This is a genomic window from Stenomitos rutilans (assembly GCF_059505485.1).
Genome location: NZ_JCACKR010000064.1, coordinates 25,571 through 46,653, shown reverse-complemented (window position 1 = coordinate 46,653; position 21,083 = coordinate 25,571). Strand labels below are relative to the sequence as shown.

Annotated in this window: 24 protein-coding genes, 32 tRNA genes and 1 pseudogene; 5 read left to right on the top strand and 52 right to left on the bottom strand. The window is 48.5% G+C overall.

The window, feature by feature from the left end:
- Positions 1-224: 224 nt before the first annotated feature.
- A complete protein-coding gene (gene lexA, locus AC5JLP_RS11985; RefSeq protein ID WP_496068141.1) occupies positions 225-839 on the top strand; it encodes a transcriptional repressor LexA in 615 nt (204 codons plus the stop codon).
- Positions 840-1,182: 343 nt separating this feature from the next.
- On the opposite strand, the gene AC5JLP_RS11980 is transcribed toward lexA, so the two are convergent.
- The 5 genes from AC5JLP_RS11980 to AC5JLP_RS11960 all read right to left on the bottom strand — a co-directional run bounded on the left by AC5JLP_RS11980 (position 1,183) and on the right by AC5JLP_RS11960 (position 4,531).
- Entirely contained in the window at positions 1,183-1,821 is a 639-nt protein-coding gene (locus tag AC5JLP_RS11980; RefSeq protein ID WP_496068140.1) for a HesA/MoeB/ThiF family protein, read from the bottom strand.
- A gap of 107 nt (positions 1,822-1,928) precedes the next feature.
- The gene (locus AC5JLP_RS11975) at positions 1,929-2,762 is read right to left on the bottom strand and encodes a hypothetical protein (RefSeq protein ID WP_496068139.1); all 834 of its coding nucleotides are present in this window, start codon (positions 2,760-2,762) and stop codon (positions 1,929-1,931) included.
- A 19-nt stretch (positions 2,763-2,781) separates the two neighbouring features.
- Complete coding sequence (ybiA, locus tag AC5JLP_RS11970; RefSeq protein WP_496068138.1) at positions 2,782-3,234, bottom strand: riboflavin biosynthesis intermediates N-glycosidase; 453 nt, start codon at positions 3,232-3,234, stop codon at positions 2,782-2,784.
- A 55-nt stretch (positions 3,235-3,289) separates the two neighbouring features.
- Entirely contained in the window at positions 3,290-3,961 is a 672-nt protein-coding gene (locus AC5JLP_RS11965; RefSeq protein ID WP_496068137.1) for a hypothetical protein, read from the bottom strand.
- 21 nt (positions 3,962-3,982) lie between these two features.
- Complete coding sequence (locus AC5JLP_RS11960) at positions 3,983-4,531, bottom strand: RNA 2'-phosphotransferase (RefSeq protein ID WP_496068136.1); 549 nt, start codon at positions 4,529-4,531, stop codon at positions 3,983-3,985.
- A gap of 194 nt (positions 4,532-4,725) precedes the next feature.
- Here AC5JLP_RS11960 and AC5JLP_RS11955 point away from each other — a divergent pair, with 194 nt between their 5' ends.
- Positions 4,726-5,274 (top strand): DUF6438 domain-containing protein, encoded by a 549-nt coding sequence (locus tag AC5JLP_RS11955; protein ID WP_496068135.1) that lies wholly within the window; start codon positions 4,726-4,728, stop codon positions 5,272-5,274.
- 125 nt (positions 5,275-5,399) lie between these two features.
- Positions 5,400-5,558 carry a DUF433 domain-containing protein gene (locus AC5JLP_RS11950; protein WP_496068134.1) on the top strand — a complete coding sequence of 53 codons (159 nt, stop codon included), beginning with the start codon at positions 5,400-5,402 and terminating at the stop codon, positions 5,556-5,558.
- A 13-nt stretch (positions 5,559-5,571) separates the two neighbouring features.
- On the opposite strand, the gene AC5JLP_RS11945 is transcribed toward AC5JLP_RS11950, so the two are convergent.
- The 4 genes and pseudogenes from AC5JLP_RS11945 to AC5JLP_RS11930 all read right to left on the bottom strand — a co-directional run bounded on the left by AC5JLP_RS11945 (position 5,572) and on the right by AC5JLP_RS11930 (position 8,367).
- Entirely contained in the window at positions 5,572-6,186 is a 615-nt protein-coding gene (locus tag AC5JLP_RS11945) for a hypothetical protein (protein WP_496068133.1), read from the bottom strand.
- Positions 6,187-6,225: 39 nt separating this feature from the next.
- The gene (locus tag AC5JLP_RS11940) at positions 6,226-6,534 is read right to left on the bottom strand and encodes a type II toxin-antitoxin system Phd/YefM family antitoxin (RefSeq protein ID WP_496068132.1); all 309 of its coding nucleotides are present in this window, start codon (positions 6,532-6,534) and stop codon (positions 6,226-6,228) included.
- A 21-nt stretch (positions 6,535-6,555) separates the two neighbouring features.
- Positions 6,556-6,750, bottom strand: a pseudogene (locus tag AC5JLP_RS11935) (Txe/YoeB family addiction module toxin); the annotation flags it as partial.
- A gap of 183 nt (positions 6,751-6,933) precedes the next feature.
- Positions 6,934-8,367, bottom strand: coding sequence for a vWA domain-containing protein (locus AC5JLP_RS11930; RefSeq protein ID WP_496068131.1), 1,434 nt, complete (start codon positions 8,365-8,367; stop codon positions 6,934-6,936).
- 104 nt (positions 8,368-8,471) lie between these two features.
- On the opposite strand from AC5JLP_RS11930, the gene AC5JLP_RS11925 reads away from it, so the two are divergent.
- Positions 8,472-8,657 (top strand): hypothetical protein, encoded by a 186-nt coding sequence (locus AC5JLP_RS11925; RefSeq protein ID WP_496068130.1) that lies wholly within the window; start codon positions 8,472-8,474, stop codon positions 8,655-8,657.
- A 35-nt stretch (positions 8,658-8,692) separates the two neighbouring features.
- On the opposite strand, the gene AC5JLP_RS11920 is transcribed toward AC5JLP_RS11925, so the two are convergent.
- The 37 genes from AC5JLP_RS11920 to AC5JLP_RS11740 form a co-directional block, all read right to left on the bottom strand.
- A tRNA-Met gene (locus AC5JLP_RS11920) sits at positions 8,693-8,760 on the bottom strand.
- A 32-nt stretch (positions 8,761-8,792) separates the two neighbouring features.
- A complete protein-coding gene (locus tag AC5JLP_RS11915) occupies positions 8,793-9,524 on the bottom strand; it encodes a hypothetical protein (protein WP_496068129.1) in 732 nt (243 codons plus the stop codon).
- 275 nt (positions 9,525-9,799) lie between these two features.
- Positions 9,800-10,000 carry a hypothetical protein gene (locus AC5JLP_RS11910; RefSeq protein ID WP_496068128.1) on the bottom strand — a complete coding sequence of 67 codons (201 nt, stop codon included), beginning with the start codon at positions 9,998-10,000 and terminating at the stop codon, positions 9,800-9,802.
- 289 nt (positions 10,001-10,289) lie between these two features.
- Positions 10,290-10,366 (bottom strand) — tRNA-His (locus tag AC5JLP_RS11905).
- 173 nt (positions 10,367-10,539) lie between these two features.
- Positions 10,540-10,616, bottom strand: a tRNA-Ala gene (locus AC5JLP_RS11900).
- Between the two features lie 13 nt (positions 10,617-10,629).
- Positions 10,630-10,706 (bottom strand) — tRNA-Arg (locus AC5JLP_RS11895).
- Positions 10,707-10,787: 81 nt separating this feature from the next.
- Positions 10,788-10,859 (bottom strand) — tRNA-Val (locus AC5JLP_RS11890).
- A gap of 81 nt (positions 10,860-10,940) precedes the next feature.
- A tRNA-Gly gene (locus tag AC5JLP_RS11885) sits at positions 10,941-11,014 on the bottom strand.
- Between the two features lie 4 nt (positions 11,015-11,018).
- A tRNA-Thr gene (locus tag AC5JLP_RS11880) sits at positions 11,019-11,094 on the bottom strand.
- A 5-nt stretch (positions 11,095-11,099) separates the two neighbouring features.
- Positions 11,100-11,175 (bottom strand) — tRNA-Thr (locus AC5JLP_RS11875).
- Between the two features lie 2 nt (positions 11,176-11,177).
- Positions 11,178-11,253, bottom strand: a tRNA-Thr gene (locus AC5JLP_RS11870).
- An 8-nt stretch (positions 11,254-11,261) separates the two neighbouring features.
- Positions 11,262-11,334 (bottom strand) — tRNA-Met (locus AC5JLP_RS11865).
- A gap of 2 nt (positions 11,335-11,336) precedes the next feature.
- Positions 11,337-11,411, bottom strand: a tRNA-Leu gene (locus tag AC5JLP_RS11860).
- Between the two features lie 51 nt (positions 11,412-11,462).
- Positions 11,463-11,534, bottom strand: a tRNA-Lys gene (locus tag AC5JLP_RS11855).
- A gap of 23 nt (positions 11,535-11,557) precedes the next feature.
- A tRNA-Lys gene (locus AC5JLP_RS11850) sits at positions 11,558-11,632 on the bottom strand.
- Positions 11,633-11,704: 72 nt separating this feature from the next.
- A tRNA-Ile gene (locus tag AC5JLP_RS11845) sits at positions 11,705-11,782 on the bottom strand.
- A gap of 1 nt (position 11,783) precedes the next feature.
- Positions 11,784-11,859, bottom strand: a tRNA-Leu gene (locus tag AC5JLP_RS11840).
- 5 nt (positions 11,860-11,864) lie between these two features.
- Positions 11,865-11,938 (bottom strand) — tRNA-Leu (locus AC5JLP_RS11835).
- 3 nt (positions 11,939-11,941) lie between these two features.
- A tRNA-Pro gene (locus AC5JLP_RS11830) sits at positions 11,942-12,017 on the bottom strand.
- A 73-nt stretch (positions 12,018-12,090) separates the two neighbouring features.
- A tRNA-Leu gene (locus tag AC5JLP_RS11825) sits at positions 12,091-12,167 on the bottom strand.
- Positions 12,168-12,253: 86 nt separating this feature from the next.
- Positions 12,254-12,328, bottom strand: a tRNA-Leu gene (locus AC5JLP_RS11820).
- A 51-nt stretch (positions 12,329-12,379) separates the two neighbouring features.
- Positions 12,380-12,453, bottom strand: a tRNA-Gln gene (locus tag AC5JLP_RS11815).
- A 7-nt stretch (positions 12,454-12,460) separates the two neighbouring features.
- Positions 12,461-12,538 (bottom strand) — tRNA-Gln (locus tag AC5JLP_RS11810).
- A 63-nt stretch (positions 12,539-12,601) separates the two neighbouring features.
- Positions 12,602-12,676, bottom strand: a tRNA-Asn gene (locus tag AC5JLP_RS11805).
- A gap of 24 nt (positions 12,677-12,700) precedes the next feature.
- Positions 12,701-12,773: transfer RNA gene (locus AC5JLP_RS11800), tRNA-Phe, on the bottom strand.
- Positions 12,774-12,776: 3 nt separating this feature from the next.
- A tRNA-Arg gene (locus AC5JLP_RS11795) sits at positions 12,777-12,854 on the bottom strand.
- A 92-nt stretch (positions 12,855-12,946) separates the two neighbouring features.
- Positions 12,947-13,031, bottom strand: a tRNA-Tyr gene (locus tag AC5JLP_RS11790).
- Positions 13,032-13,110: 79 nt separating this feature from the next.
- Positions 13,111-13,184, bottom strand: a tRNA-Glu gene (locus AC5JLP_RS11785).
- Positions 13,185-13,326: 142 nt separating this feature from the next.
- A tRNA-Trp gene (locus AC5JLP_RS11780) sits at positions 13,327-13,397 on the bottom strand.
- Between the two features lies 1 nt (position 13,398).
- A tRNA-Ile gene (locus AC5JLP_RS11775) sits at positions 13,399-13,474 on the bottom strand.
- A 5-nt stretch (positions 13,475-13,479) separates the two neighbouring features.
- Positions 13,480-13,554: transfer RNA gene (locus AC5JLP_RS11770), tRNA-Cys, on the bottom strand.
- A 125-nt stretch (positions 13,555-13,679) separates the two neighbouring features.
- Positions 13,680-13,753: transfer RNA gene (locus AC5JLP_RS11765), tRNA-Arg, on the bottom strand.
- 3 nt (positions 13,754-13,756) lie between these two features.
- A tRNA-Glu gene (locus AC5JLP_RS11760) sits at positions 13,757-13,833 on the bottom strand.
- Between the two features lie 3 nt (positions 13,834-13,836).
- Positions 13,837-13,912, bottom strand: a tRNA-Asp gene (locus AC5JLP_RS11755).
- A 49-nt stretch (positions 13,913-13,961) separates the two neighbouring features.
- Positions 13,962-14,153: a hypothetical protein gene (locus AC5JLP_RS11750; RefSeq protein WP_496068127.1), complete on the bottom strand. Its 192-nt coding sequence runs from the start codon at positions 14,151-14,153 to the stop codon at positions 13,962-13,964.
- Positions 14,154-14,331: 178 nt separating this feature from the next.
- Complete coding sequence (locus tag AC5JLP_RS11745) at positions 14,332-14,862, bottom strand: HNH endonuclease (RefSeq protein WP_496068126.1); 531 nt, start codon at positions 14,860-14,862, stop codon at positions 14,332-14,334.
- A 74-nt stretch (positions 14,863-14,936) separates the two neighbouring features.
- Positions 14,937-15,152, bottom strand: coding sequence for a hypothetical protein (locus AC5JLP_RS11740; RefSeq protein WP_496068125.1), 216 nt, complete (start codon positions 15,150-15,152; stop codon positions 14,937-14,939).
- Between the two features lie 88 nt (positions 15,153-15,240).
- Between AC5JLP_RS11740 and AC5JLP_RS11735 the strand changes: the two genes are divergently transcribed.
- Complete coding sequence (locus tag AC5JLP_RS11735; RefSeq protein ID WP_496068124.1) at positions 15,241-15,459, top strand: hypothetical protein; 219 nt, start codon at positions 15,241-15,243, stop codon at positions 15,457-15,459.
- Positions 15,460-15,482: 23 nt separating this feature from the next.
- Here AC5JLP_RS11735 and AC5JLP_RS11730 read toward each other — a convergent pair whose 3' ends face one another.
- From AC5JLP_RS11730 to sufC, 6 genes are all read right to left on the bottom strand, one after another.
- The gene (locus tag AC5JLP_RS11730) at positions 15,483-15,902 is read right to left on the bottom strand and encodes a peptidylprolyl isomerase (protein ID WP_496068123.1); all 420 of its coding nucleotides are present in this window, start codon (positions 15,900-15,902) and stop codon (positions 15,483-15,485) included.
- A 361-nt stretch (positions 15,903-16,263) separates the two neighbouring features.
- The gene (locus tag AC5JLP_RS11725; protein ID WP_496068122.1) at positions 16,264-16,737 is read right to left on the bottom strand and encodes a TspO/MBR family protein; all 474 of its coding nucleotides are present in this window, start codon (positions 16,735-16,737) and stop codon (positions 16,264-16,266) included.
- Positions 16,738-16,850: 113 nt separating this feature from the next.
- On the bottom strand, positions 16,851-17,339 hold the full coding sequence (locus AC5JLP_RS11720) for a hypothetical protein (RefSeq protein ID WP_496068121.1): 489 nt from the start codon (positions 17,337-17,339) through the stop codon (positions 16,851-16,853).
- A gap of 155 nt (positions 17,340-17,494) precedes the next feature.
- Positions 17,495-18,757, bottom strand: a complete 1,263-nt coding sequence (locus AC5JLP_RS11715; protein ID WP_496068120.1) for a SufS family cysteine desulfurase — start codon at positions 18,755-18,757, stop codon at positions 17,495-17,497.
- 109 nt (positions 18,758-18,866) lie between these two features.
- Positions 18,867-20,234: a Fe-S cluster assembly protein SufD gene (gene sufD / locus AC5JLP_RS11710; RefSeq protein ID WP_496068119.1), complete on the bottom strand. Its 1,368-nt coding sequence runs from the start codon at positions 20,232-20,234 to the stop codon at positions 18,867-18,869.
- Positions 20,231-21,022, bottom strand: coding sequence for a Fe-S cluster assembly ATPase SufC (sufC, locus tag AC5JLP_RS11705; protein WP_496068118.1), 792 nt, complete (start codon positions 21,020-21,022; stop codon positions 20,231-20,233). The genes sufD and sufC overlap by 4 nt, the downstream gene beginning before the upstream one ends.
- Positions 21,023-21,083 lie beyond the last annotated feature (61 nt).

Here is a 21,083-nt window from a genome sequence, read left to right as displayed (position 1 = left end):
AAGCCATGAGCCTTTACAGACTCCATCCAGCAGCCAGAACGATCCCTCTCTTTTGCCTTCTGCCTCTTGCCTTTTTCTAACTACCCAGCCTCATAGATTTACTCCAAGCGAACGCTTAACGTCTCGCAATCTAAAAAATAATCTTCTTAATCAGAAAAGTACTAGACAAGTCGCGATTTTGATGGTACAAGTGTTCTAAATACTGCGATCGCTTAGTAATGATTATGGAAACCCTTACCGAAGCCCAACAGGAACTCTACGACTGGCTAGTGGGCTACATTCGTGAGTATCAGCATTCACCTTCCATTCGGCAAATGATGAAGGCGATGGGCTTGAAGTCTCCGGCACCCGTTCAAAGCCGCCTGGAGCACTTGAAGACAAAGGGTTATATCGATTGGAATGAGGGTAAAGCTCGGACGATTCGCCTAACTCAGGCATCTTCTCCAGGTGTCCCCATTCGCGGCGCGATCGCGGCGGGTGGCTTGGTAGAAACCTTCCAGGATACCGAGGTCGAGCATTTAGATTTTTCTAATCTGCTCCTGAATCCTCGCTTTTTTGCGCTGCGTGTGCGAGGACACAGCATGATCGACGCGCTCATTGACGATGGTGATGTGGTCATCTTGCAACCTGTTGCCGACCCCAAAGCGTTGAAAAATGGCACGATCGTTGCGGCCAGAGTAGAAGGCCAAACAACGCTGAAGTACTTCCATCGCAAAGGTGGTAAGGTCGTTCTGCAACCCGGTAATCCCGATGCTGATACCTATCCGCCGATCGAAGTCCCCGCAAGAGACCTTGATGTTCAGGGTAGCCTGGTCGGTGTTTGGCGGGAGCGACTGTAAATCATAGTTTAAGAAAGATTCTGTATGGACTTGTTAGTTAACCTGAGTTCGGGTTAAGCCAGAAGCAGCAGATTGTGGTCGATGGCGATGACAGGCTTCTTCGGCTGATGGCAATGGCAATCACTTGCCCAGAACGTTCACAAAGCAGTTAACTGGCACGTGATGGCGTCGATGGAACACTGGTAGCTGACCAGTCTTGGACAGCCGCTCATGCCGTTTGATTGCCAGGTTAATAGTTCTGGGACTGTGGTAGCAGATTTTCCATGTAAAATGTGCTGTCAGAGCTTGGCAGTGCGAAGTGCTGGTGACGGTCTGCGGGGAGTGGTTCAATCACCCTCCAGGGCTACAGATTGAGAGATTGAACGTTCAGATCCTTCAACGTGATCGTGAAGTGACGTTGTTCATCTGTCATGACAAAAGAGACGATCGCCTCACACACCACAGCAACCGTTAGCATCACTAAATTACGTGCTAATGGGTAATCACAGACATCATCATTGACATCAGACGGAACGCGATAAACATCATTCCAGATTACTTCGGCATAATCTGCAGAAAGCCCAGCATGAAGGCAACGAATGCCAGTGCGATCGGCGTAATCTTTCACGACTTGGCGAGACGTACTGTTGTCAAAAACGTCAACAATTAATCCACTCTCGCTGAGTAGCTGAGCAGCATTTGTTGCAGTCAGCTCCTTTACTTCTGTCTCTACCGTTGTCCCTATCGCTCGATACAAGTTATTCGCCAAAATCCTGGCTTTGAATGCACCCACATCTGAACGATAGTAGGGTTGAGTTGAAAGGTTGCGTTCCTCAATGCGATCGCGATCGATGACTTTGAGTTTGCCAAAGCCAGCACGAACTAAATTCTCAGCCAGATTCGCGCCCAGTGCTCCTGCGCCACAAATGGTCACAGGAAACTCTTTCAGCTTTGCCATCACCGTGTCTGTTCGATAAAGCTGCTCATGAAAAAAGATAGTCATAGTGCTGAGTACATGAATAGTGCTGAGTGCTGAGATTTGAGTGCTGAGAGGAGATGTTGCCAGTTATAGCCTTTGATCAGGCCTTGTTTTTACTCAGCACCCAGCACTCAGTACTCCCTTTCCTCCATCACACCGACTAACGATTGCAGGTCAAAGTCGCGATCGCGCCCACTGAGACAAATACCAGAACTCACCACAGTCAGGTCATCTTTGGCGATCGCACTCGTGTGATGAATGCCATCCGATGTTGTCCAATCTACCGTCCAGTAATCCCCCCGAACCTGGAACTGATGCAGTTCGCCACCGCCCAGCTTGAGCGCTTGACGTAATTGCTTTTCATCGCGGTGAGGTTGGGCAAATCCTTCTATCTGCTGAGTTGCTAATTCGTAGAGAGTTCGCATTTCTGGAGTCATCCCCTTAAATTGCAAGTTTTCAACGGAAATCAATTGCTTGAGATTGAATTGCAGAGTTTCGGCGGTCGTAGGGTCAGCACGGCGATCGACTTCCGCAAACCAGCAGGAGTTGCCATTCCAGCGAGCGAGGATTTGCTCAAAGGCAACGCCTTCTGTCACTAGATGCACAGGCAGAGGTTTCACGACCTTAAACCGCTGCCGCATATCCGCTTCATTGACTGGATAGGCTAGCCAAGTTTGACGCTGTAAGCGGTAGGCCAAACGCAACCGAATGGTCGAAAACTGTTGCAAGTAAGTAGAAATCTGAGGTAACTCTGCCTCTTCAACCAGTGTTGCAGTTTGTTCATTCACAGGCTGAAAAATGCCCCACCCTTCAAACACTTGAGGTTGAGGAGTGAAGGTATAGACCATCCCTGCTACCCGTGTGTGAACTCGTCCACCTCTGACACAAGGTGCAAGAAATTGGGTCGATCGCAGTTGCGCTTCAGCACTGGCAATCTGATTCAATAGCTTGTGGATATCAGTCATACTAAGCACCTCCCCTCACTCACATTGAGCAATTCTTGTTGCGTAAAGCCTCACGCACTTCCATCAAGATTTGCCCCAGTTTGTTCTTGCCACTTCCGTCTTTGCCACAGCCCCAGTAATAGTCGATCGGAGAGTTTTCCACCAGCATTTCACTTCCAGTTGAAAGCAAAATTTCTCGGATATTCGCATGCGTGGTGAACTTTTGCATCACCGCTTTTTGCATCACCTCATCCTTCACCTGTTCCCAATCAGGACGGAGCGGAAGCGCGCGATTCCTGCCCATATTAGCGGCATCTTTGGGCGTTCTCATCTGTTGTACTTTCTCTAAATGAGGCGTACCCACAAACTTCTGTGCCTGAAAATAATGTTCACTCGTTGCCCAATACAATTCATCTAACACAAAGCCATGCGCTGAGAAATTGGAGAAAAAACCGTAAGGCTCTTCGCGCTCTATATAAAAGTAAATGGTCATGGTTTCTCTCTTACAAAAAAAGGATGGTTTAGGAGAAAAGCTTGATGTAATTAAATTAATGTGATGGTGGATATAGGGTTCTTCCTAATGTTTTCCAAGTCGGTGACTGATCAGGCTTCTCTTCGTAGATAATTTCTCTAGAGCCATCTCCAAACCCATAGGTACTATGAGTAAAATGAATCTCAAAGCGATCGCTGTATTTAACTAGGCGTGTACTTCCAAAGGACAAGCCTTTATAATCTTCAGGTAAAGAGATTGCCTCAGTACAGATTGGTATCTGAGCGTTTAACGGACGTTTTTCTGAATGCTGAATCCTTTTGTTTAAGCACTTCATTACCCCTTTTAGTTTTTCTTCTTTTATTAATCCGACAATGTATTCTCTTTGTTTAAAGTACGCTCTAAAATTATCATCAAAACTGCTAATAGAAGCATTATGAGCATAACCGATTGCCAGAATGACAAGCCCTAGCGCAACAATAAAAATTTTGGCAAGCCGCTGCTTATTTCGTCTAATGGTTAATAGCAGTATGACAAGCAATAGATTTAATAGAGCTACTGGCAGAGCTAAAAACCATATAAAAATTTCTCCCGCCCCAAAAACAGGAACATATAACTTCCAAAATGGAAAAATTAAATTTGTTGTATAAAGGCTTAGGAAAACGCCAATACAAACAATCTCCCATCTAATAAAGCTCTTTGGCTGAACGGTTTGCTTAGTGTTAGCCATAAGTTCAGTTTCCTCATGAAGTTACTTTGTAATTCTCAGATAGCAGGACGGAACTTCATCCACAAGCCAAACACCATTGTCTGAACAGTAGAAAGTAAAGCCTGCTTGGTGCATCGCGGCGGCATCGATAGCAAAGATTACAGGACGACCATGCCGCATTCCAACTTTTCGGGCCGTTTCCATCTCTCTAGACAAATGCACATGATGCCGTGACAGCTTGAGCAAACCCGATCGCAGAATTGCTGGCACAGATGGTTCACCTGTACCGTGATACAGCACCTCTGGTGGCGTTTGTGGTTCTAGCTGCAAATCAACTTCGACGCTATGCCCTTGGTTGGCTCGAATGCGCGTTTTCAACTCATCAAAGGAGAAGCGTTGTTTATCGCTGGCGGCAACGACTTCTTCTAGCTCTGCACGCGTGAAGGAGAACTGATGCGCGGCACAAGCAGACAGCAACTCATCAACGCCAACCCAGCCGCCAGTCGCCAGCGTGAGTCCGAGGCGTTCTGGTGTATGCCGCAGATGCCTACTCAAGTATTTACTAATTTTTACCAGGCGTATCTGTTCCATTTATCAATACCTCATTCAGTAGGAGCATGTTACATAAATAATACATTATACTACAAGTGATTTGATGATCTATAGTGCCCCGTTCTTTAAAGTGACTTCAACTTGTATCTAAATTGGCAACCGCGAATCATTACTCAGTAGCAATCAATAGACTTGGAGATAACACAATATTGCTGGTTTTGGAGGAGATGATAATGCGATCGCCCATGCTACTGAGTGTGCTAATTGGTCTTAGCAGTGCTTTAATCATTCCTGCTTTTCATGCCCCACTCTTAGCGGCTGAAGCTACTTCCTTGAGCCGACGAGTAGCTGTTCAACCTCAACAAGTGCGGCAACCTGTGATGCTGACACTGGAACGTACAGCCTGTTTTGGCTTTTGCCCGATGTATAAACTCACCGTTTACGGCAATGGCAAAGTGGTGTACGAGGGGAGGCGGTTTGTGAAGGTAACTGGCACTCGCACGATCACGATTAGCCAGTCGGCAGTGAAAAAGCTGATAGCAGAGTTTCAACGGCTTCAGTACTTTCAGTTGCAAGACAGCTATACGGGAGGACACACCGATGCACCGTCTACAATTACCTCGCTGATGATGGGTAAACGACAAAAAACCGTAAATCATTACCTTGCCTCACCCAATGCACCCAAAGAACTAACGGCATTGGAAAACAAAATTGATGCTGCGGTAAATTCTCAACAATGGATCGGCACGGCCTCCGAACGTAATTCACAAGGAGTTAGGTAATGATTGGATGAGCGATCGCTTCTCTTCTTGGTTGAAAGGACGATCGCTACCATGACCAATGCTTTTGATCTGTTGCTTGTTGCGATCGAACCTGGAAAGCGAGGCGTAAACCCTGTATTCGTGGAATGCGAATCACAGTTTATGATGTATTGCCCTACTTTGTTTCGGGCATGACATATGAAGAAATTCTAGATGACTTTCCCTATCTCACGCAGGAGGATATTCTCGGTTGCTTGAGCTATGTGGCAGACCGAGAACGCCAAACGCTGACAACTCAGGGATGAAACTACTGTTTGATTACAGCGAATTCTCTACGAAACCTCTCATGTCTTTATACAATTCAAGTGCATGATCAATAGTTAAAAAAGATGCATCAATAGGTTTGCCGTTCATACAGAGGGTGAAACTTCTTCCCTTCCAAGAAACAGGTAAAAGTTTTTTGTCAAAATCTCTATACTCAATTAAGAAGTTATGAGACAAACAGTTGCGTACGAATCGAGCAAAATGATACCAATCCTGTTTCCTGAAAAGAGGTAGCTGATTTGAATTAGTGCAGTATTCTTTAATAACTTCAAAAGATTCTTTAAGAAGAGACCTCAGCAACATCTTAAAGAATTCCTGTTGTATTTCTTGTATTCGCTCCTTATTGGCAATCTTTATGTAATTTGCAGCTACACTTAATGGAAAAGATGAAAATTTTATTGGAAACTGATTACTGTGAAATTGACTACGGACTTGAGAAACATCATTTACGAACGAAAAAGATGTCTCTGTTATGATGCATACAAGTTTCTCCATAACTGAATGGCTCTCCTCTTGAACCAACAGTCCAAGGGCTGCAATACCCAGCATAAAATTGTTTTGAGCATTGTTCAATTGTGATAACAGTTCTTGCTTATTCACTTTATTCATGATCTCTCGATTTTATGTAGGCTCTTTAGCTCAGAGAAGCTAATTCGCTAATTCATTGTTAGTATCATCTTGGTCAAGCTCAAGTCTCCTACATATTTCATCTATCGCTTGCGGTTGTATTTCACCTGCCTTCGATCGCTCTAGCGCTGTGGTTAAACGAGCTGCATTGGCAGGCGATTGCAATAGATAAAGTGTTTCCAGCAAACTCGACAACTCAGCTTCAGAAACTAAGGCAACATTTTTACCATTAGGACGAGTGATGATGACTGCTTCACCTGTTTTAACAACGCGATCGCACAGTTGATCAAGATTCACTTGAGCATCAACATAAGGAATTTGAGTTGACATTTTCTAAACCTCTCAATCGTCTTACTCGTAATGATAGCGTGCTTGCAAAAAATCAATTTGGCGATCGCTGACCTTGTAAACAATCCGGTGTTCTTTGTTCAGACGACGTGACCAGCATCCAGCCAGGTCATACTTCAAAAGTTCTGGCTTGCCAGTTCCATCAAAGGGATCTTGCAGAATTTCTTTGACCAGCTTGATAGCGCGGAGTGCCATTTTCCGATCCGTTTCAACTCAATATTCCAGATCCTCAATAAATTCAGGCTGAAACACAGCCTCACGATTCTGTTTCTGCTCACCCTCAGCACCCATACATTCAAGCTGTTTTGGGATTTATCCTAACCCAGCTTTGTTGAGGAAGAAAAAGGTGCGATCAGTATTACCCTCACGCACCTTTTTCCTTTACTTATCCGATCGCACGGGTAGCGATGTGTCCAGAATCTCCAGCAGCAGATCTAAGCGAGACGGGCGGGTTAGCAGCGGCACAAGGTTCGGCAAGCTGTAGTAGTCTCCCGCGAAAGTAAACGTTTCCACAGGTGCCTGCTGTCCCTTCAGTTGGCTCTCCAGCCAGTTGCAGTAACCACCTACGCGGACAATCACCACGTTTGGCAGGATTGCTAACTCACGGCAATAGGTCTTGTAAACCTCACCGAAGTAAGGAGCGGCATTCTCACCTTCGTCTGTGACGATGATGATCTGGTCCACAATCTGCCGCTTCTTTCGCATGGCTTCCAACGCACAGCCGATGCTGGTGCCACCGCCTGCTTTAATGTGCTGGAAGGCCCGCTCCCAGTCGGTCAACTCTCTACCCTGAGCCGTTACAGGATAGGGAATGGTGTCGAAGGCGTAGACAAACAGGTTTGCCTGGGTGATGCCAGAGATCAGAGCAGCCAGCCGCTTACCAATCTCGATCGCACTTTCCATTGAACCCGACTTGTCCACCAGCAGGGCAGTCGAACGGGTAATTACACCGCGCCGCTTGACCTGTTCATTCGTTACCTTTTCCAACCGAGCAACTGTGTCTGCGTCCAAATCGGCTGCATCCGCTGCAATCTGTGCTTTGAATGCAGCAACTCGCGCACCTCTCGATGCCTCGTCGAGTTTGGCATCAATCAACGCTTTTACCTCTGGGTGATTCATTGCCCCTCTTGCCTTCAGTGACTTGAGGTTGTTGATCACTTCCTGGGAAGACATGCTGTTGATTAACGCCACTAGGACAACCGGAGTCAGTTGCTTGACCGCACCGATGGCGATCGTGTAGGGCAGCTTAAATTCGACAATCAAGCGGGCCTGTTCTGCCGCACTCTCAGCTTTGGCAAGCTGCTTCAACACCTCTGCTAGCGAACCCACTGGAGGTTGGTCACGGAACAGAATGGCATTTGCTCGTTCGTCAGGCTTGATGTGCAACGAGGCATACAGGTGCTTCATGGCCTTACGTCCCCGCAGAGCAGCGCGATCAAACAGAGTAGGGTTGCTTTCCCGCACCTTCAGATACTGCTGCACCGCAGTCCGGGCAGAACGAGGTAATTTGTTGCAGTGCTGTTTCATGAAGTCCACCACACGAGCCACCTGATACGGTGGAAACTCTTGCAGCATGACAAAACCAGCATCGCGGTGTTCGGTCAAATCACTGGTCAGCAGATGGGCGACAAACACTTCCTTGTGGTCGCGCACATCGCCATTCCGCTGATACCAGACTGCCAGGTGTCCGTAGAAGATCGGGTCAAGCTCCACAATCAATTTGTGGATTTCTGCAACCTGCTCCAACTTGCGGTGGGGAGTGGTGAGCAAGCTATTCAGCATTTCTAGCCGCAAATCCCGTTCAGTGTTGTTCATGGGAACCTCCTTTGTGAAAGTTATGAGTTTTGAATGATGAATTTTGAGTTAGAAATCAATTCGAAACTCAAAATTCATCATTCAAAACTCTGAAAAGGAGGCAGATGTTGCATGCAACGGTGAAGCGTCACCGCGCAAGTTACAGAAGCTTGGCTGAAGGCGTTATTCCTCCAGTTTTGCCTGCGATCGGTCTCAGGCTTGCAGCGTATCCCTCCAGATACGCACCGTGGTTTGGTGGAGAGTGTGTAAGCTTCTGCGATCGGGGCGCGGCAACAACTGCCAGTAGTTGAAAAGGTCACTCCGTGCAAGTTAAAAAAGCTGTTGTTCATATGTAGGATTTGAACCTACGTCACCTTTCTTATGAGGAAAGCGCTCTACCACTGAGCTAGTATGTAAGCTTTTTCGGTTGGGGCACGAAGTGGAGATTAATTTAATTGATTGAGTTTCTTCTGAATCAGCTTGATTTCGCGTTTGTTGCATTGATGTTTACTCGCAGCGTAGAGTCGATCGCTAAAGCCCTTTTGTCCACGCGTGACGGTGACTCGATACAATATATCAAAGACGCTTTCGGTCGCAGGGATCTCTTGATAGGTAATCAAGTACCAGATATCGTCAAGCTTGTGATATTGATGATATGCGTCAAGATTAATGGTGTCCGTCTGCCACTTTGGTTTAGGTGGTGGGTCTGCGATCGATGTTAGAGAACTCTCCGCTGGATCACAAAGAATGCCCGTTTCAGGATGCACATAAAGTTTGAAGCGATAACCCTGAGTCAGCCGATATTGTCTACGTGATTTCTGACAAGGAATCCCATTAATGAGTTCGACATGCCGTTCCACATAATCTTGCACATGATCGAGCACATGTTGTCCCGCCATTGTGCTGCCGTCTAACCGCTGACACAGTTCGCTGTAAACGTCGTTCCACGGTTGTCCTACCTTCGATCGCAAAAACCGACGCAACGGACCGAGATGATCAGAAAGATACTTGGATTTGTTTCTGGGTTTGATCAGGTAGGAGTTGAATAATCCATCCTGACTCGCTTCCTCCGTAAGTTGGTGCAGTTGCTTTTTAAAGCCTGTCAACTTTCTCAGACTCATCCGCCTACCACCACGAGGACGTTCAATCACAATTTCGCTCAAACGATGTTCGCTCATACTTTTGGTTGTCTAAATACAGTTGTGCTGAAGTTAGTTGTGCAATTGCATTAGCGAACATCATTAAGATCACCTCCGTGTGTGATTGAGTTGTATTGATAAACCAATATGATTTGACGAGTCAGAGTTCCACACAAGTTAGAAAAGCTGTTCACTACATTCAGATGCTCTGCTAATTGAGCTATTACCCCAATTGGAGTGAGCAGGATTTGCACCTACAACCTTCTGATCCCTAAGTATGTAAGCTTTTCTGGTTAGGGTGCGGAAAGCACAATTTAACCGTAAACCGCTTCAGGACGGACGATCACATCGCCACTGGGGCGACGATCAACCACATACGCCGAAAGCCGATTTGCATTGACATCTAAATGTCGAGAAACTTGTTCTTTTACTGCGACATCATTCATACCTGTAGTAATTCCCAGTTGAGTCTCTGGTAGGTCGAGCGATCGACCTTCAAACCGAATGTGAACCATTGCTATCACCTCTTGTTCTTAATAAAAAATTTGGTGGACCTAAAAAGGTAATGATGTGCGGCGTTAGCCGCCATCGTTAACAGCTCCAAAATCATTACGATTTGAGCACTACCCAAAATTTCAGAGGAAGGTGGAGGGATCGAACCCCTGAGTGTAACCTCACCCTGGTTTTCAAGACCAGTTGCCGTCCATTCAGCGGCACCTTCCATCAGAGAGTTTTGAGTTGAAAATTTTGAATTTTGAGTTAAAACCGATGCTGAAAACTCAAAACTTAAAACTCAAAACTAATTGGAGTGACCGACGAGAGTCGAACTCGCTAACACTGGTGTCACAGACCAGCCCCTCCACCATTTCGGGTTCAGTCACAGTGGATCTGACCGGAATCGAACCGATCTCCTCCCGATGAGAATTGCACTCATCCCTCGTACAAGTTCACAAAGCAGTTTTTGGCTTCTTAACAGGAAGTTAGTATGTAAGCTTTGCAGGTTAGGGCACAAGGTAATTTGGGCGCTCTGCCACTAGAGCTACAGACCCAGGTTTGGTGGATTCTGGTCGGAGTTGAACCGACATCTTTCTGCTTGCAAGGCAGACGCTTTCCCAGTTAAGCTACAGACCCAAGTTTGGTAATTTGGCAGGAGTGGTAGGAGTCGAACCTACATCGCTCGATTTAGAAGATCGATACCCTATTCCCTTAGGCGACACTCCCATGAGTGAAGGGATGAATTAGGAGGATGAGGGATGAAAATGTGCATTTTATCCTTCATCCTTTATCCCTCATCCTTTCCAGTAGTCCCGGTAGGATTTGAACCTACAACCCTCTGTTTGTAAGACAGATGCTCCACCATTGAGCTACAGGACTACGAGAGCGATCGATGGGACTCGAACCCATGCGCTGAGTGTGGCGCACTCAGATGCTCGCCGCTACATCACGATCGCGTTTTGGTATGGACAGTGGGACTCGAACCCACACCAAGAGGTTGGAAGCCTCACATGCTACCGCTACACCATGTCCACATGCTGGGGCTGGTGACAGGAATTGAACCTGCGATCGACTGTTTACAAGACAGTTGCTCTGCCAATTGAGCTACACCAGCATAGTTGGATGAGATGATGGGAATTGAACCCATATCGGGAGCGTACCAGGCCCCTGTGTTGCCAGTTACACCACATCTGCATCTGGAGCAGGCGATGAGATTTGAACTCATATCGTGAGCTTACGAGACCCACATGCTGGCCAGTTGCACTACACCTGCATTTTGGTTGCGGAGGTGGGATTTGAACCCACTACGTAAAGGCTTATGAGACCCCAGAGCGCACCATAGCTCCATCTCCGCCATACCCCTGACTGGACTCGAACCAGTAACAAACTTGTTTTAAGCAAGCCATGTCTAGCCAATTGCATCACAGGGGCATTAAGAAAGGATGAAGAATGAAATGTTTTTTAGCCTTTAGCCTTTTCCAGTGGGCTATGTAGGAGTTGAACCTACGCTCTTCCGCTTAAGAGGCGGCTGCTTTACCGTTTAGCTAATAGCCCATTAGCCCATTGCGATCGAATTTTGGTGGGTCGCCCAGGGGTTGAACCTGGATAATTCCGCTTAAAAGGCGGCTGCATAACCGCTCTGCCAACGACCCAAACAAAAGGATGAAAGATAAAGGATGAATGGAAATTAACTTTCTTTGTCCTCTATCCTTTAGCCTTTCAATTGGTACACCGAGCAGGAGTCGAACCTGCTAATAACACGCTTATCGGGCGTGCGCGTCCACCACTTCCGCCTTCGGTGCTTGGTACTCCCGGTGGGAATCGAACCCACAAAATCTAGAGCCTCGGTCTAGAGCGTCTTCCCTTCCGCCACAGGAGCATCAGTACCCTTGGTGGGATTTGAACCCACAAAAACTGGTCTCTGAAGCCAGCACGTCTGCCAGTTCCGTCACAAGGGCAAATGGTCGGGATGGTAGGATTTGAACCCACGACTCCTTGGTCCCAAACCAAGGCTTCTGACCACTGAATTACATCCCGATGAGAATTAGGATTGAGTAGCGAGGACTGAGGACTGAGCAATTACTCAGCACTCATACCTCAGCACTGAAATTGGTACTGCCGATGGGATTTGAACCCACAACCTCCGGTTTCTAAGACCGACACCTCTTCCTCTTGGGCTACAGCAGCAAGGTGAGAGTTTTAAGTTTTGAATTTTAAGCTTTGAATGAGAAGATTTAACTCAAAACTCAAAATTGAGAACTCATAACTTTCCATACTCCTGGTGAGAATTGAACTCACACATAGACTGTTTTTGAGACAGCCGCCTCTGCCAGTTGGGCTACAGGAGCGTGAAATAGGAGGATAGAGAAATTGACCCAATAACTTCTCATGCCCCCCGACTGAGAAGGAAGGAATCGAACCCTCAAACACCTGATTCAAAGTCAAGCCGCTTTGCCTGTTTGCGTACTTCCCAATAAAAATGGCTGCCGAGGTAGGATTTGAACCTACAAAACCCCTGTTTCAGAGACAGGTGACTTTACCAATTCGTCCACTCGGCAATAGTTAGCGATTAAATGCAAACTAAGTTCATCCCTCATCCTTCATCCTTCATCCTTCCAAAATGGCTGCCCCAGTAGGACTCGAACCTACAACCCTGCGGTTAACAGCCGCCCGCTCCGCCATTGAGCTATGGGGCAATATAATTTCCCTGCACTCAAGGATGGGAACGGCAGGGATCGAACCCGCGTCTCCAGGGCTTCAACCTGGCGCTAAACCTAACTCAGCTACATTCCCAATTGGCGAGGACGGAGGGACTTGAACCCCCACTCTTCAGGTTCGTAATCTGAGATGTTCATCCAGTTACACCACGTCCTCACGCAGCGGAGAGCAGTGGACTCGAACCACAATTGTGCATCCATCTGTTTAGCAAACAGCGCCGATCGCCCGATCGGGTTACTCTCCATGATTGGTAGGTCGGGCAGGAGTCGCACCTGCAACGCAAGAAGCGGCTGTTTTACAGACAGTTGCCCACGCTGATAGGCGAGCCGACCTATGCAAGAGTTTTGAGTTATGAATGTTGAGTTATGAATTAACAATTCAACTCAAAACTTAAAACTCAAAACTCCTCAGGCAGTGCCGACGGGAGTTGAACCCGCAAACACAAGATTGAAAGTCCTGTGGCTTTACCCATTTGCCTACGGCACCAAAACTTGAAGTTTCTACAATGTGCGAGTTTAAGAAGCTGTTTTTAACCTGCGAACAGGATATAGGACTCGAACCTATAGACTGATGGGAAAATCAGTTTTTACCAGTATGTAAGCTTCCTGGATGAGGGCACATCATAGAACGCACAGACGAGGATTTGAACCTCGAACAACGGTTTTGGAGACCGTGATGTTGCCGTTACACCATCTGTGCATGGTCGCAGCGGTGGGAGTCGAACCCACATATCCTCGGTTATGAGCCGAGTACCTTAGCCGTTAGGTGACACTGCAATGGTTGGACTCCAGGGAGAGAATCGAACTCTCGCTAGTTGGTTTTGCAGACCAACGCCTTCCCATTTGGCATCCTGGAGGTGCGACCTGGAGATTTGGTGGAGATGCGGGGAATTGTAGGCTTTGCCTTCCCGCAGGGTATCCCAATCCTGCAGCCGTCCGTTTGTTGGTTTCGGAGCAGGTGATGCCAATCCACCCCCACGAGCGAGGATGACAGGGTTTGAACCTGTGGCTTCCTGCCTCGGAAACAGGCGCTCTGTCCGTCTGAGCTACATCCTCATATGGGAGCCGTGACGGGAGTTGCACCCGCTTCTTTCTGGCTGAGAACCAGAGCGACTTCTCTAGTCGTCCACACGGCTATACGGGGGAAATGGGATTTGAACCCACGATCTTTCGCTCGACAGGCGACTGCTTTAGACCGGGCTAAGCTACACCCCCAAGGTGGCAATTCAGTTTTCAAGGTTCAGGTTGCTGTTTTCAGCAGGAATTAGAGTAAGCAACGCCGTTCCAGGTAATAGGTTTGCTGAAGTTGGCGGATTGCTTGCGTGTGTTGATTGAGAGATAAATTTCCCTGATTCGATGGATCTTGAAGTGGCTTGGCAGTGCCAGGACATGGAGTCTTTAAGAACTTTAAGCGCTTCAAGAGGTAACTGTTTTGAGTAAGGGAGTGAGTGTTCATTGGCTTGGCTCCTCTGTGTCTCATCTCATACTACAAACATAATACAAAATACTACAAGGTGTCAAGAGCGTACTACAACTTTTTTTGAAGATTGGTGAGCACAAGGGTAGAAGCATTGAGTGAGCAGCTTTAAATGGGTGCTGAGAAGACTTTTTATTCATTACTCAGCACTAACCACTTAGCTCTCTACAGTGTCATGTTCTTTCCAGAACAGTTCTGCAAATGCGATCGCAGGATGAATAGGTGCTTTCGGTTTCGTTTTCAGAACCATTCCGGTTGCATGTAAAAGGCGATCGCCCTTAGCTGAATTGCACTTCTCGCATGCAGCCACCACGTTGTCCCAGGTATGGGTTCCACCTTTCGAGCGAGGAATGACGTGATCCAGCGTTAGATGCTTGGTGCTGCCGCAGTACTGACAGGTGTGGTTGTCTCGGCGAAAGACTTCCCGCCGATTGACGGGAGGAACTTTCCAGTGCCGCTCTGGATTGCCGCTCGTCAACCGGATGTGACCTGAAATTTGTAGTACGACGCTGGGCGATCGTACTTCCCATTGCTGGGTGCTGCTAAACTCCAGGGTCTCTGCCTGTCCGGTCACCAGGAGCACGATCGCCCGTTTAAGGTTGATGCGTGCCAGGGGCAGGTAGTTCTTAGAGAACACCACAACCTGGTTCTGAAGTATGGGAATTTTCTGTCGCTGCTCGGTTTGCATTGGTTTTCTCCTCAAAAAATAACCCCCACTCCTGGTGATCAGAGGCGGGGGATGGGAAGTTGATATGGGTTTCCCTATGTCGGTGTCAGGATTGCCCTGCACCTCCCGCTGCTCGTCACTTGAGCCGGATTGAGCCACCCGGTGACTGTGCGATCAATGCCTTCGCTGACGGATTTGCCGCCATTAAACCGATACGCTCCCTCAAACGCACACAGCGCCGCTGCTCTGCCCAAACTGTGTTGGAGTCGAACATGGACGCTGCTCAAGGTGGCGAGAAGAATACGTATCATGGAAGGCTGTAGTATTCGTATTACAAGTCTGGATACCTTTATACTACACTTGTAGTATTAGATTGTCTACCCTGGATTGAAATCTGAGATGTTTGGTTATGGATACACGCACAAGCAGATTCAGATTGAAGAATCTCCAGAGCATGCTGAAAGTCAGGACGGGTTTGCTGCAAGTTCTGCGGTAATAGATGTTTCTGAAGTGATACGTAAGGGTGCGATCGATTGGCTTACGCTCATTCAGCCACGCCTCTCAAAACACTGCCTGCTTCCTCTCGCGGTCAAAGGCGTTGAGAGAAAGCAGGCATAAACCATCAGGCTAAAGCGCGATCGCTACTTTTCAATCTTCACCGAAAGAATCTTATCGCCCTTCCGAATGGCATTTACCACATCCATATCTTGAGTGCGCCCAAAGGTGGTATGCACGCCATCTAGGTGGGGTTGCGGCGAATGGCAGATGAAGAATTGACTACCACCCGTATTTGGCCCCGCATGAGCCATTGATAGAGTGCCAGCGAGGTGCTTGTTGTGGTTCAGTTCATCCTTGATTTTGTAGCCTGGACCGCCTGTGCCAGTGCCGAGTGGGCAGCCTCCCTGCACCATAAAGTCAGGAATCACGCGATGGAAGGCAAGCCCATCGTAGAACCCTTTCTCAGACAGATCGACAAAGTTTTTGACGGTGTTTGGCGCATCAGCGTCAAATAAATCGAGGTTGATGGTACCCTTATTGGTTTCCATGATGGCGCGGGTCATGAGGTCTCCTTGCTCCAGCGTTCAACGACTGGTGAAAATGCCTTTAGATCCTAACGCTCAGAAAGACGTTGCAAGCTTCAGATCAAAATTTTTCATAGATTGCAGATTGGGTAGATCGCTGGCTGGCTGAGAACATCTGCATTGGGTGCTGCACTCTGATTGACTGACAAAACGCCTGAAACCCGTGCAACCACTTCGGTTGGGCACAGCCGTTCCAGCACACCAGAGGAGTGTTAGCGTAACCTAACTAAAGCAAGCTTGACGTCAGGGTTCACGCCGTTCATCCAACCGATGACAAAGGATCTATCACTCAAGCAGGGGCTGAACACAATCGACGCGGCTTTACAGGCGATCTCATATTTCAAGCAGACTCAGGATTGAGCTTCGCCATTTCCCAGGTGGTATACGTGCCGATCGGGCTCCAAATTAAGTAAGGCACCAGCAGCAGTGCGGCCCAACCTGAAAGCGGCCAAACGACAAATGCCAAAATGAGCCCAATCACAACCCCAATGCCACCCACGATCGTACCTGCATTCAGGCTGCGTAACCAGAGCGTCACTGGGGAATAGAGGACGATCGCCAGTTCCAGTAGTGCATAAGTGCCCATGAGTAGCCAGGTCTTGCTGCTGCCAGGATCGCGCTCCCAAACAATGTACGCTGACCAGGCTCCACAGATGAGCACAACTGTCCAAATAACAGGAATCAGGGCTTCAAACGTGAGCCAACGCGGGCGTTGCAATCGAGCAAACCACTTCACATCTCGCGGTCGCAGAATGCCACTGACAAACGCGATTAAAAAAGCGACCCCTCCAATCACCATCCAGGATTTAATCATTCTTCTATAGACTCCACAGCAATAATCTTGCTCTCGTGGCAAGACAGATGCACTCATTATGCTGGGACGACAGCGAACTTTAATCCATCGTTGGAGCGATCGTGAGTCAGCCCTTATCGAGCGTTACAATACTGGTTCACTTTTTGCACCAGTGGACTCTCACGCTCCTGCGTTTCGATGAACGATCGATTGACCTGACTCACAATTTGAAAGTTGTCTGTAGGAGCCGTAACCACTGCACTGCTTGCCCGACTGATATCGCGGTAGAGCTGAACAAACTGTGATTGAAACACTTGCACTTGGGGGTCAGAAAAGTCTGTAAATGCGAGTCGATCGGCATAGCCCTCAAGCTGAATTGCCGTCTTCATAAGACGATGATTGTCTTCAGCCATCGTCAGACCTAAAGCGTCTGGTTGAGCATCAGCCGCCTGATTGACGATCGCAACTAGGCGATTACATTGAGACACTTTACTTTCGTTGTAGTGGGTGACTGCTACGGTTGAAAAGCAGACGCCTGCAAGCGCAACCGCGTACTGCCGCGTAAAAAAAGTGGGTTGCCGCTTCGATTGAGTGGCGCGCCGCTCACGCATGACGGTTTTCACTAAGCTGCTCCAGTAAAGTGTAGTTGTGCTGGGCGTGAAAAGCCGTATTTGCCGGGGGCAACAGCGAATACAGCTCAAGTCTCACACAACACCATACGTTCTAGCAACTTAGAATCCGTATAATCCGTAAGAAAGCGATGAGGTTGCCGTAAAGTTTAGCCAAAAATACTGCCAAAGAACTCGATCGCCTCTTTCAATGAGGCAATAAACACATCGATCTCTTCGTGCGTATTGTAAAAGTAGAGGCTTGCCCGCGCCGTAGACTGAGCGCCCATATACCGATGGAGCGGTTGGGTGCAGTGATGTCCTGCCCGAATCGCTACACCTGCTTGATCCAGAATGGTAGACAGGTCGTGAGGATGCACCTCTCCTGCTGTAAATGCCGCTAAGGCTGCTCGTCCACTACCATCTGCTTTTGGTTTAGGTCCGTACAGCCTTAATTCAGGAATTTGTTGAAGCTGTTGGAACAGGTAGTTAGTTAGTTCTTCTTCATAAGCGTGAATGGTATCCATGCCGATCGCGCTTAAGTAATCCACCGCTGCACCCAGCGCGATCGCCTCTGCAATAGCAGGCGTACCCGCTTCAAATTTGTGGGGCAAATCCGCATAGGTCGAGTGATCCAAAAACACATCGGCAATCATCTCGCCACCACCCAGGAAGGGAGGCATCGATCGCAGTAACGCTAACTTGCCGTAAAGAAAGCCGATCCCCGTGGCGGCACACATCTTATGTCCAGAAGCGACAAGCCAATCGCAATCAATGGCCTGTACGTCGATCGACATGTGAGGGACACTCTGGCAGGCGTCGATCAAGACTTTCGCACCATGCTGGTGAGCGATCGTGCAAATCTCCTTCACAGGATTAATGCAGCCCAGCGTGTTGGATACATGCACCACCGAAATCAGCTTCGTTTTGTCTGACAGCAGCGACTTGAAGTGGTCTAGATCAAACTCTTCAGTTTCAGTTAGCTCGACAAACTTCAGCACTGCCCCTGTTCGTTGCGCCAGCAGTTGCCAAGGAATCAGGTTACTGTGGTGTTCCATCACCGAGAGGATAATTTCATCGCCCCGTTGCAGGCTGGTATTGCCCCACGCATAGGCAACCAGGTTAATCGCCTCACTGGCATTGCGGGTGTAAACAATTTCTTGCCGTGATGCTGCATTCACGAAGGCTGCAACCTTGTCCCGTGCCCCTTCGTAGGCATCCGTTGCCCGTGAACTCAGAGTATGCACACCCCGATGCACGTTAGCGTTGTCGTGCTCGTAGTAGTGGCGCAAGGCATCCAGAACGGCGATCGGCTTTTGTGAGGTTGCTGCATTATCCAAATACACCAACGGCTTGTCGTGAATCTGCTGATGCAGGATGGGAAAATCAGCGCGAACTCTGGCAGCGAGGGGTTTTGTTTGGATGAGGGTCATGGCGGGAGGAAATGAGGGGCAGGGGGAGCGGAGGGGGCAAGGGGAAGCGGAGGAAATAAGAGAAGGGCCTTGAGTTGATTCTGGCTCCTGACTCCTGACTTCTGAATCTTCAGGCTTGCTGAGTACGGACGATCGCCGCCAACTTCTCTCTCAGCGACGCAACGGGAATTTCACGAATGACTTCGTAGGCAAAGGCGTAGGTCAACAGCTTGCGAGCGCTGTCTTCGTCGATGCCGCGACTTTGCAGGTAAAAGACTTCATCGCTGTCAAGCTGGCTGACGGTTGCACCATGAGTACATTTCACGTTATCAGCCGTGATCTCAAGCTGAGGTTTGGTGTCTACCCGTGCTTTGGGCGACAGCAACAGGTTGCTGCTAAGTTGCTTTGCGTCGGTAAGCTGAGCCGCTTTGGGCACGAAGACTTTACCGTTAAAGACGGCGTGGGCACGATCGTCCACAATGCACTTATGAATCTGATTACTGCTGCCGTGGGGATGGCTGTAGGCGATCGTGCTATGCGTATCCGCCACCTGTTCACCATCAATGATGGTCAAGCCATTCAGCGTTGTTTCAGTCTGCTCTCCGGTGTGATAAACCTCCAAGTTGTGACGCGAAAGCTTCGCACCAAGACTCACTGCATTACAGGTATAACGAGAATCCTGCGCCTGCGAAACGGCTGTCTTACCGATATGAAAGGCGGTATCGCTGTCGTGCTGAATGCGCGTATGGTTCACTTCAGCATTAGCATCCAGCCAGATTTCTGTGACGGGATCGGTAAAGTAGATGCCGTCATAGATCGCGACATACGCTTCAACCAGCGTCAGTTGGCTACCCGCTTCGGCCACAACGAGGGTACGAGGATGGTCGATCGTTGGTTGGGTCGCGGTGGAAACGTAGAGAATTTGGATAGGTGAGGCGATCGCTTGATTTTTTTCAACCCAAACGAGCGCACCATCCGTCAAACTCGCTGTATTCAGTGCCGTGAAAGTTTCCTCCGCGCCTTGCTGCTGTGCTAAGTAGGTTGGCAGGTTGCTGAGGAGTGTGGCACCAGCCGCGAGACTCGTGACAATCACGCCATCGGGTAAGTCATCTACAGCCGATAACGCCGGATCGTACTGTCCATTTACAAAAACGAGACGACTGCTGGCCGCTTCTGGCAGGATGAACGGTTGAATCGCTTCAAACCCTAAAGTGGGAGGTTTCTCACTGCTTGGCTGAAAGCGAACCTGCAAGAGACCTGATAAATCTGTAAACCGCCATTCTTCGTCACGGGTAGACGGTACCGCGAGTGTTTTGACGCTTGCCGTAGCCCGATCGCGAATCGCCTTTAACCAAGCTGACTCTTCACCTAGGTCCGGGCGTAAGCGCAGCCATTGCTGGAGGTATTCACCGCGTTGGCGAAGCCTCTCTTCCGGAGAATCGCTCTTAGCTTTACCATTCCCCGTCACGATGTCAGACACAGTAGATTGAATCGTCATCGTGCGCCGACCTCCGCTGCTTCCTCTTCGCGTACCCAGTCGTAACCACGTGCTTCTAGCTCCAGAGCTAATTCCTTACCGCCTGTGGTGAGAATGCGTCCACCTTCCATGACGTGAACATAATCGGGCGTGATGTAGTCGAGCAAGCGCTGGTAGTGGGTGATGAGGACGATCGCATTCTCTGTGTTCGCAAGCTGATTCACCCCGTTCGACACAATCTTGAGCGCATCAATATCTAAACCCGAATCCGTTTCGTCCAGAATGCCAAGCTTCGGTTCCAGCATCGCCATTTGCAGAATTTCGTTGCGCTTCTTCTCGCCACCCGAAAAACCTTCATTCAGACTGCGGCTGAGAAAGGCAGCATCCATTTTCACGATGTCTAGCTTTTGTCGCACCAAATCATCAAAATCAAACGCATCCAGTTCGTCTAAGCCCTGATGTTTGCGTTTGGAATTGTATGCCACTCTTAAAAAGTCAAGATTGCTCACGCCGGAAATTTCAATGGGGTATTGAAAGGCGAGAAAAATGCCCGATCGTGCCCGTTCTTCTGCTTCTAGATCCAGCAGATTTTCGCCTTGAAAGATGATTTCGCCACCTGTCACGGTGTAGTCAGGATGCCCAGCCAGCACTTTAGAAAAAGTACTTTTACCAGAGCCATTCGGCCCCATAATGGCGTGAACTTCACCCGCTTTGATTTCAAGATTCAGCCCTTTAAGAATCTGAACTCCGTCTACATCGGCAGTCAAATTCCGCACCGACAAAATTACTTCTGCGTTCTCGTTAATCATCCTTGACCTCTAAAAGATTAGCGGTTAGTCCCCAGCAATCAGCCAGCAGGAGAACGCTTTT